This window comes from Alkalibaculum bacchi (assembly GCF_937875145.1).
In the GTDB taxonomy this organism is placed as follows: domain Bacteria; phylum Bacillota; class Clostridia; order Eubacteriales; family Alkalibacteraceae; genus Alkalibaculum; species Alkalibaculum bacchi_A.
The window spans coordinates 1-8115 of sequence record NZ_CALNCS010000099.1 but is presented as its reverse complement, the minus strand read 5'-3'; the positions used below and the strand labels follow the sequence as shown (position 1 = coordinate 8115).

Genomic DNA, 8115 nt, shown 5'->3' with positions numbered 1-8115 from the left:
AGGGTGAAAATTCATATGGTAGTCGGCTTTTCTTTATCATCATTCCCGCTCTATCTTGTCCAAAGAGGCGAAATCCTTCACTTTAGAATGAGGGTTCCCAAAGACATCAAAGAGCATTTAAAAATGACAGAAATTAATATCTCTCTCAAGACTTCACGACTCAAAAAAGCAGAAAAGAAAGCTCAACATCTTGCGTGGGAACTTTCGATATTCTTTAAAGACATACGAAGGGGGAAATATAGGGCAATGAAAGAGCTAAGCAAGGATGAAATAAGAGTCCTTGTCAATCAATGGTTAAAAGATAATCTTGATAATGATGAGCGAGAACGGGCCACTACAAGAAAGACAGGAATCACGCTAGGGGATATTGAAAGACAAAGTGAAGTATGGTCTTCTCTTAAACAGGATAGTTGGGAAGCTCTCACTTTAAGTGATCATAGGAGAATGAAATTTCATGCTCAAGAGCTATTGAAAGAGCAAAACATTGATATACCAGAAGATAGTGATTCATTCTCTATCCTTTGTCGAGAAATGCTTAAGGCCCAAATTCAGGCACTTGAGGTCTTGCAAAAAAGGACATTAGGAGATTATTCATCAATTGAAAGTAAGGCTTTATTTTTCCCTGAAACTCAAGATAATTTTTCTATGGTTCAGCCTATTTCCTTATCTCATGAAGAAGAAAAAGAAGTTGATAAGGGGCCTTTGTTGTCTGTCGTTCTTGAAGAGTTTGTTAAAGACAAACTACAACTAAAAGAATGGACTGAACGAACAAGACAAGATAATGAGCCTATGGTTAAAGATTTTATAGAAATGATAGGAGATATGCCTATTGGGGAGTTATCCTCTGAACATATGAGAGACGCTAGAAACCGCTTTTTAAGAATACCTAAAAACAGAGTCAAAAATCCTAAATATGCAGATAAAAGCTTAAGAGAACTAAGTGATATGGATATTCCCGAAAAGGATAAGTTATCACCTTGTACTCTATCTAATCGGTCAATAAAAATAGGAGGTTTTCTTAATTGGGCTAGAGACAGAGGCTATCCTGTAAAAGAGGGTTTAGCAACAGTAATGAAATTCAAACAGCCTAAAAGAAGACAATCTCAACAAAGAGCAGTATTCACACCAAAAGACTTAGGCAAAATATTTAATCCTAAAAGTTATTTAAAAGCTTCTAAAGGTGATCCAGCAAGATATTGGGTTCCTATCATCTCTCTTGTTTCTGGAATGCGTATAGAGGAAATATGTCAACTCTATTTAACAGATATTAGAGAAGAGAAAAATATGCTCTGTTTTTACATCAATGGGAAAAATGATAAACACGTAAAAAGTTTAGCCTCTGAACGCTTAGTCCCTCTTCCTCCTGTTCTTTATCAGCTTAATTTTCTTGAATATGTAGAAAACATGAGAACAAGAAAAGAAGAACGCCTCTTCCCTACTCTTGAAAAAAGAGGAGCTAATGGAAAGTATAGCGACAACATCAGCAAATGGTTCAATAGGTATATTGAAAAAATAGGAGTCAAGGACAAGAAAGAGGAAGAGAAAGTAGGGAAAAAAGTCTTTCACAGCTTTAGGCATACTTTTGCAAACCTATGTAAACAAAAACAGATAAAGCCAAGGTTCATTAAGCAAGTAATCGGACATGAACAAGGTAAAGACATTACTCTTGATCGTTACGGCAAAGATTACGATATCAGAATAATTTATAAAGAACTAACAATTAAGGTTACACCGGAAGTTAACTTAGAGCCACTTGTACAAGCAATTAAAGAACAAGGAGGATATAACAATTATTTCTCCTACTGACTAAAAAATAATTAGGAGGCAACTATAAGCCATGACTATTACAAGACTTACTGAATTAACGCTCTCATTTTTTGCTCAACTTACAGGAGTAAAACAAGCTGATTTTTTTATTGACGTTCTCCCTAAAAATGAAGTCAAAGGCTTAGAGTTTTATCACCATGAAAATTACAAGAATAAAAACTACTTAGACGATTGTTTCTGGATTGGTAGACTCCATATTGTCTTTTCAAGAGCTAACTTAGGAATTGCTAGGAATTAGCTACAAGACGTTTCACCCAGGCCACGTAGGATCTTACAAGTAGTTGTAATCAGATAGAAGAGGTACGGAATTATGATAAACTGACCTCTTCTATTTTTTTCTTAACGTCTCAAAATAACCCCAAGCACTCTCCCTTTTCTCAAGACGATTAATTACACCAACAAATCAACTTTGAACACCCTAGAGGTGTCCTGATACCCTTTTTAGAGAAATATAATAAAAACGACATCACCTATTAACTATATCCTCCATGAATCAATATTTCACAGCTAACTAAACTTGTTTAAATTCCATAGCACAAATGGCTATTTTATTTCATTGTATTCATAATCGTGTGAAATCTCATGAATACTGGGTTATGAATTAATGGACACCTTATGAATAAACAAAAAGAAAACTAAAGAGAACGAAAGGGGTAAAAAAATGATAAAAGCAAAAAGATGATGATTGAGAAAATAAGAAGTAAAAAGAATAACAAACATGTAAGATATCCTTAAGGTAAGAACGTGTCTTAAAAGAAATAAAGACCAGTAAAGAACAGTGATAATGGACATGTCAAATAAAAGATAAACACTAATTTTTTAGTATCTTCTTTTAGCTATAAAAAGACGTGGATTTAAATTAGTGGACACCTATAGGGGTAAACAAAAGAGAACAAAAAGAAAACTTAAGATTACTTAAGATACTTAAGTGTACTTAAGTGTATCTAAGGTAATGATGATTATGATGTATTAAATAATATGTATTAATAACTTCCTTAATAAGAGAATTCTCAAGAAGTAGTAAAGCAATCTTCATGATTAGTTAGTTACACTAAAAGACATGAAGAAAACTTTAGATATGCTTGACTCTCACTCTTGCTTGTATAACTGGACTAAAGACAAAGTGTCATATACAAATGGATGAGACAATCAACATCATATTAACGTACTTTACCCTTCTTAAGATTAAGATAGCTAAGTCTAGCTTAATAAGCCTGTAGACAGGACAAGACTTGTTATTACTTACAGTCCTTCACTACTACATTTTAAAGACATTCATTATCTTGTTGTTGTAGAACTCTTTTAATCAGATGTCATTAATCCCTATCATTTTAACTTAAGGGCTATTATGACACCTTTATTAACATCATAGATGGCCTCTTGTAGCCTCATTACGCTACAGGGGCTTTTATTTTTCGTTAGCAATAACGCTCATGTAAGAGTGTCCTTGGTAAACCTTAGTGCCTGTGTTTTCTACTCTCATTGCTCTATTCTGCTAATAGACAATGATAATAGACTAGTGTCTCATTATTCTAGTAGGTATTAGGACATAAGAAATACGAACAGTAAATTGATCATAACGTACATAATGTTTCTCCATGAACAACTTATCGGGGCCTAAGTATTTAGAATATACACGATATGTACTACGTGTAGGCAGCTTATAGAAATAGCCCAATTCTGCCATTCTACGTTTAAACTTTATTTTATCTATACCATCAAGTGTTCTTACAAACTCACAAGCTGAAACTACGTTCCCTTGAGCATAGTGTGTATCAAAGACAAGAGCTTTAGGTTTTAGTGTGGCGTTCTCCTGTTCAATTTCGGCTCTCTTTTTTCGCTCTTCTTTAATAACATTCAACATTGATATCATAGTGTCAGGATCATCGAGCATTTTCTCTAGTGTCACTGGTGTGGCGTAAACACCATGTTTAAGTATAGTAGGCAAGACTTCATCAAATACCCAACGTTCAAAACGTTGTGCTGAAGGTAGCTTAGACCCAACAATAAGTCTGCAAACATCTCCAATAGGTATAATTTTTATAGTAGTGTTAGCACGCAGCCCACCCCTACCTGTAGTGCGTTCCATTTTGGAACTCTCTAACAGTAGTGCTTCGGTATATTTTATTTGTAATGCAGACATACAATGATCTAGTACAGCTTTTCGTGGAAGGGCATAACCAAGTATCTCGGCTACATCTTTAGCTACAAACCAAGGTTCACCTTTATCATCTACAATAACTCTTACCTGCTTCTCTACATCATCATCAAAATTAAAAATCTCCATTGCATTTGCTCCTGTTAATTCTGTCATTTTAAAATACTCCTTTGTAAGTTTAGATAAAATAAAAGAGGACTACAGCTTTACGCCATAGTCCAACAACATGATTCAAAAGCAATGGAAGTAAATGTCATTCCTAACATAAACACCTTTCAAAATAAACTCCCTCCAAAATTTAATGAAGAGAGCCTTTGTAACTTAAAGCTACAAGGGTTCTCTTTAATCCTACCCAACTTGAATACAAGACAAAAATAGTAAAGATATTAATTCATACCTTGTTATATTTAATTCAAGGCGACATTAAGCCTTCAAAATCATTTCTATGACAATTATTCAACCAAGGAATATAAAGACTGGCTTAACAGTAGATAGACCTCTTAGCGTTGATATTAAAGTCTTTTTTAGATAAACCTCATAATATATTCATGGTAGTTAAATACTGAATTCAATAAAGTAAGCAGATGAATAACTGCTCTGTCTCTTTTCTTTGTAGTAAATAAGGCTGTTTTATGAGATATATCAACATACCTCTATGTAAAGTTAGGCATGTTGTGAGCGATTCTGGCAGGTCGAAATAAAGGGAAAAGTGAGCAGAACAGCTTGAATAGCCAATATATCTAATTGAATTTCATTTTATTGAAATAAGAAGGGAAAACAGATGACATGTCATTGTTAAATTGAGGTACAATGTCGTTAAAATTAGGCATAAATTTTTATGAGCGCCTTTATATAGTGTAACGTCCCTTTTCTCTAACCCCCCAAGTGCGGGGGTGTTCTTAATACAAAAGAATACGACTTAAAGTAAATAAGTTATTCTCTTCTCTTCTTTCTTTATCTTAAAGGTTCAACGTCAAGTAAACGTCGTCCATCTCTTCTTGAGTAATGCCTATGTATCTTAGCGTTACAGAAGGTGCTGAATGATTCAATAACTTCTGTATCATAGACAAGTCGTAACCGCTCTTATAGGCATGGTATGCAAATGTTTTTCTTAACGTATGGGTTCCTATCTTGTCTTTAATACCTACTGTTCTGGCTGCGTTGTTAAGGATTCGGTAAGCTTGCTCTCTTCGTATGGCCTTAGTTCCTTTTCTTGAAAGAAAGAGAGGTGATGTTGTTTCTAAACTGGATGTATCTAAATATTCTTTAAGGGCTTTATGTGCGGATGTTCCTATTGGAAAGTCTTTTGTCTTGCCTGTCTTATTCTCTTTTAGTGTAATCCGTTCCTTTATGTTTCCTGTCTCTGTTGTTACATCATCAACTGATAAAGCAAGGAGGTCTGAAATACGGAGACCTGAATTGATTCCTAAGACAAAGAGTGCGTAATCCCTCACACTTTCACTCTTTAAAACTTTTTTCATGGCCTCAATCTTGCGCTTGTCTCTAATAGGCTGAACAAATTCCAATGTTGATACGCTCCTTTCAAGCTAGATATTAAAGGGTGTTTGAATGGCATTCAATGCTTGTCATAATACATTATGAGTCATTTAAAATCAACATTGAACAATGATTGATGTCTAAAAGTGATGTAAACTATTGCTATAACTGGCTTTAGGTGGTTTTAACGAATGCAACATAATGTAAATAAGTGACATCTAAATTATTATAATAATATAACATTTTGGTATTAAGTTTGCACTTGGAGGGATTTTCTTGTTTGAAAACTTGATTTTAACTCAACTAGCTGCTTTTTATGGTGCCATCATTGCAACAGTTAGTTTGTGCTGGACAATAGGTTGGTGTATTTTTATGCACTGGAAAGAATTAAAAAAGCTAAGGTTAGATGTTAATTTAGTTGAATTTATAGGTTGCGGATGTGAAAGAAATCCTAGCTTTTCTTTTGTGATTACAAATATAGGTAGAACTACAGTTGTTGTTACTTCTATAGGTGGAGAGCTCCATGCAAGGGATAATCGGGGGGGAAATATGCAATTTATTATTCTTAATATCTCAGGTTTAGAATTCCCAAGAAGATTGCAAGAAGGAGAGTTTATGCGTGGTATTTGTCCTATTGATAATCTAAAATCCCATTTAGAAAAAAAAAGAAATAAAGAGGTTCTTTGTTGTTGATAGTACAAATAAGAAATTTTACATTTATTTAAGGAACATGAAGAAATTACAAGAACAATTCATATCTGAACTTGGATATAAAAATAATGTAAGAAGCATATTATAAAAAGAAAATAAATTTATTCTTTAAAAGAAATATTTTGTGTTTTTTGTTTATCTGTCTTTTTTATAATGACAAGGATAGGGATTATTTGCAAAAAAGTAATTTTATTAAATCGGAGGGAATTTGATGAATCAGGAAATAAATAATCTTGTGAAAGCTGTCCTCACGTTTCGAGATGAAAGAGACTGGAAACAATTTCATTCTCCCAAAAATCTTGCTGTTTCTATTAGTATTGAAGCAGCGGAACTTCTTGAGTTATTTCAGTGGCTAAAAGAAGACCAATCTATTTCAGAGGATAAAATAGATTGTTTACGAGATGAAATAGCAGATGTGTTTATTTATCTCCTACTTTTAAGCCATACATATGGAATTGATGTAATTGAAGCAACACAAAAAAAGATTTTAAAAAACCATCAGAAATATCCTATCGAAAAAGCTCGTGGAAATGCCAGGAAATACACTGAGTTCTAGATTGAGGAGGAAGTTGAAAATGGAAAACCTTTATTATTTTACAGGAGGCGGAGCAGCAAAAAAACACTACCAAGACACTATATGTGGGAGTGTCTATCTTGAAAACTTTAAGCACTTATTATCTAAGAAAGAATTAAGAGAGCTAAAAGTTATTTTTGCTGACACATCAATCAAAGTATGGGGGATAAAATCCTCTCCTTATCTTAAAAGGATTTGGATGCAATTAACTCCTGGAGATGCTATGTTAGTTTACTGTAATAAAATATTTACACATGCAGGCTATGTAGCTTACAAAGTTGACAAAGCGCCTCTTGCTGAATTCTTTTGGGGGAAAGACAACGATGGAATTACTTGGCAGTTGATCTACTTCCTTAAAGATGTTTCTGAGGTTAATATTCCTGTTGCAAACTTTAGCGAAGAGGTAAGATACAAGCCTAATTGGTTTCCTCAGGGATTCAGTCGACTAAATTCAAAAGCAACTCAAGAAATCATTAGAAAACATAAAAGTATTGGTTTTTTCATAAACACCCTTTCATCGGGTAATTTTTCCTCAGACGAATGTATAAACGAAGCTCTGAACGAAGCCAAAGAACATCCTCTTCTAAATAAGGAAGGGAAGAAATTAGAATCCATCGAGAAAGAAGCAGAAAGACTTTTTAAAGGACTTACAAAGGAACAAAAAAAAGCCCGTGCACGAGATATTGTTAGAGAGAGCATCAACAAAAGTAGTAACAAGAAAGAAGCTCCCTATAAAATATCTAATGTAAAACGCTATGAACGAGGGCAAGTTGGAAGAGCTATAAAAGAACTTTATGATTTTAAATGTTCTATCGAAGGATGTGGCTTTACTTTCCTTAAAACTAATGGGGAACCTTATGCTGAAGCTCACCATCTTGAACAACTATCTCAAGGAGGCTGGGATCATCCCCAAAATATTATTGTTCTTTGCCCCAACCATCATAGGCAATTTCATTACGCCGATATAAAAATTAAGGAGAGGACAGCCACTACTCTTAAGGTAACAATCAATGGTGTGGAACATGTTATAAAAATAGACAAACATCAATAAAGAATTTGTTGTACGTTTTATAATCAATCCAACACGTGGATATTAACAAGTTGGCAACTTTTAACGATTCAATGTAATCTTATAACTTTATTAAGATTATTTTTAAATGAAATTCTCAATTTATGATGCTATTCATCAAAATAATAACGGTGGGGGTTGTTCTTGCTTTTTATGACATTAACTGTTACACTATCGTCCGTTAAGGTGTTGCAAATGCAGTAATTGCAACGCTTTTGTAAGGTCTCTCACACGCCTCCGCCATTTTTTTATGGAGCCTTGATATTACAGACTTTTCAG

Annotated in this window: 7 protein-coding genes; 5 read left to right on the top strand and 2 right to left on the bottom strand. The window is 33.9% G+C overall.

The genetic code is table 11. The annotated features are described in order from the left end of the window. Together Q7P22_RS06340 and Q7P22_RS06335 are read left to right on the top strand one after the other, a co-directional pair. On the top strand, positions 1–1806 hold a 1806-nt coding region (locus Q7P22_RS06340; RefSeq protein WP_303862082.1), incomplete at its 5' end, for a site-specific integrase. Positions 1807–1837: 31 nt separating this feature from the next. Continuing rightward, a complete protein-coding gene (locus tag Q7P22_RS06335) occupies positions 1838–2065 on the top strand; it encodes a hypothetical protein (protein ID WP_303862080.1) in 228 nt (75 codons plus the stop codon). Positions 2066–3343: 1278 nt separating this feature from the next. On the opposite strand, the gene Q7P22_RS06330 is transcribed toward Q7P22_RS06335, so the two are convergent. Beyond that, positions 3344–4141, bottom strand: coding sequence for a BRO family protein (locus Q7P22_RS06330; protein WP_303862077.1), 798 nt, complete (start codon positions 4139–4141; stop codon positions 3344–3346). A gap of 803 nt (positions 4142–4944) precedes the next feature. Further along, positions 4945–5511 carry a site-specific integrase gene (locus tag Q7P22_RS06325; RefSeq protein ID WP_303862074.1) on the bottom strand — a complete coding sequence of 189 codons (567 nt, stop codon included), beginning with the start codon at positions 5509–5511 and terminating at the stop codon, positions 4945–4947. 247 nt (positions 5512–5758) lie between these two features. Here Q7P22_RS06325 and Q7P22_RS06320 point away from each other — a divergent pair, with 247 nt between their 5' ends. The 3 genes from Q7P22_RS06320 (at position 5759) to Q7P22_RS06310 (ending at position 7818) form a co-directional block, all read left to right on the top strand. Then, positions 5759–6175: a hypothetical protein gene (locus Q7P22_RS06320; RefSeq protein WP_303862071.1), complete on the top strand. Its 417-nt coding sequence runs from the start codon at positions 5759–5761 to the stop codon at positions 6173–6175. Between the two features lie 229 nt (positions 6176–6404). Continuing rightward, on the top strand, positions 6405–6749 hold the full coding sequence (locus Q7P22_RS06315) for a nucleotide pyrophosphohydrolase (protein WP_303862068.1): 345 nt from the start codon (positions 6405–6407) through the stop codon (positions 6747–6749). A gap of 19 nt (positions 6750–6768) precedes the next feature. Then, positions 6769–7818, top strand: a complete 1050-nt coding sequence (locus Q7P22_RS06310) for an HNH endonuclease (RefSeq protein WP_303862065.1) — start codon at positions 6769–6771, stop codon at positions 7816–7818. Positions 7819–8115: the final 297 nt, after the last annotated feature.

Bases quoted from the DNA above. Each gene is read 5' to 3' on its own strand.
- Q7P22_RS06335 (WP_303862080.1), top strand. From the start codon at position 1,838: ATGACTATTACAAGACTTACTGAATTAACGCTCTCATTTTTTGCTCAA.
- Q7P22_RS06330 (WP_303862077.1), bottom strand. From the start codon at position 4,141: ATGACAGAATTAACAGGAGCAAATGCAATGGAGATTTTTAATTTTGAT.
- Q7P22_RS06315 (WP_303862068.1), top strand. From the start codon at position 6,405: ATGAATCAGGAAATAAATAATCTTGTGAAAGCTGTCCTCACGTTTCGA.
- Q7P22_RS06310 (WP_303862065.1), top strand. From the start codon at position 6,769: ATGGAAAACCTTTATTATTTTACAGGAGGCGGAGCAGCAAAAAAACAC.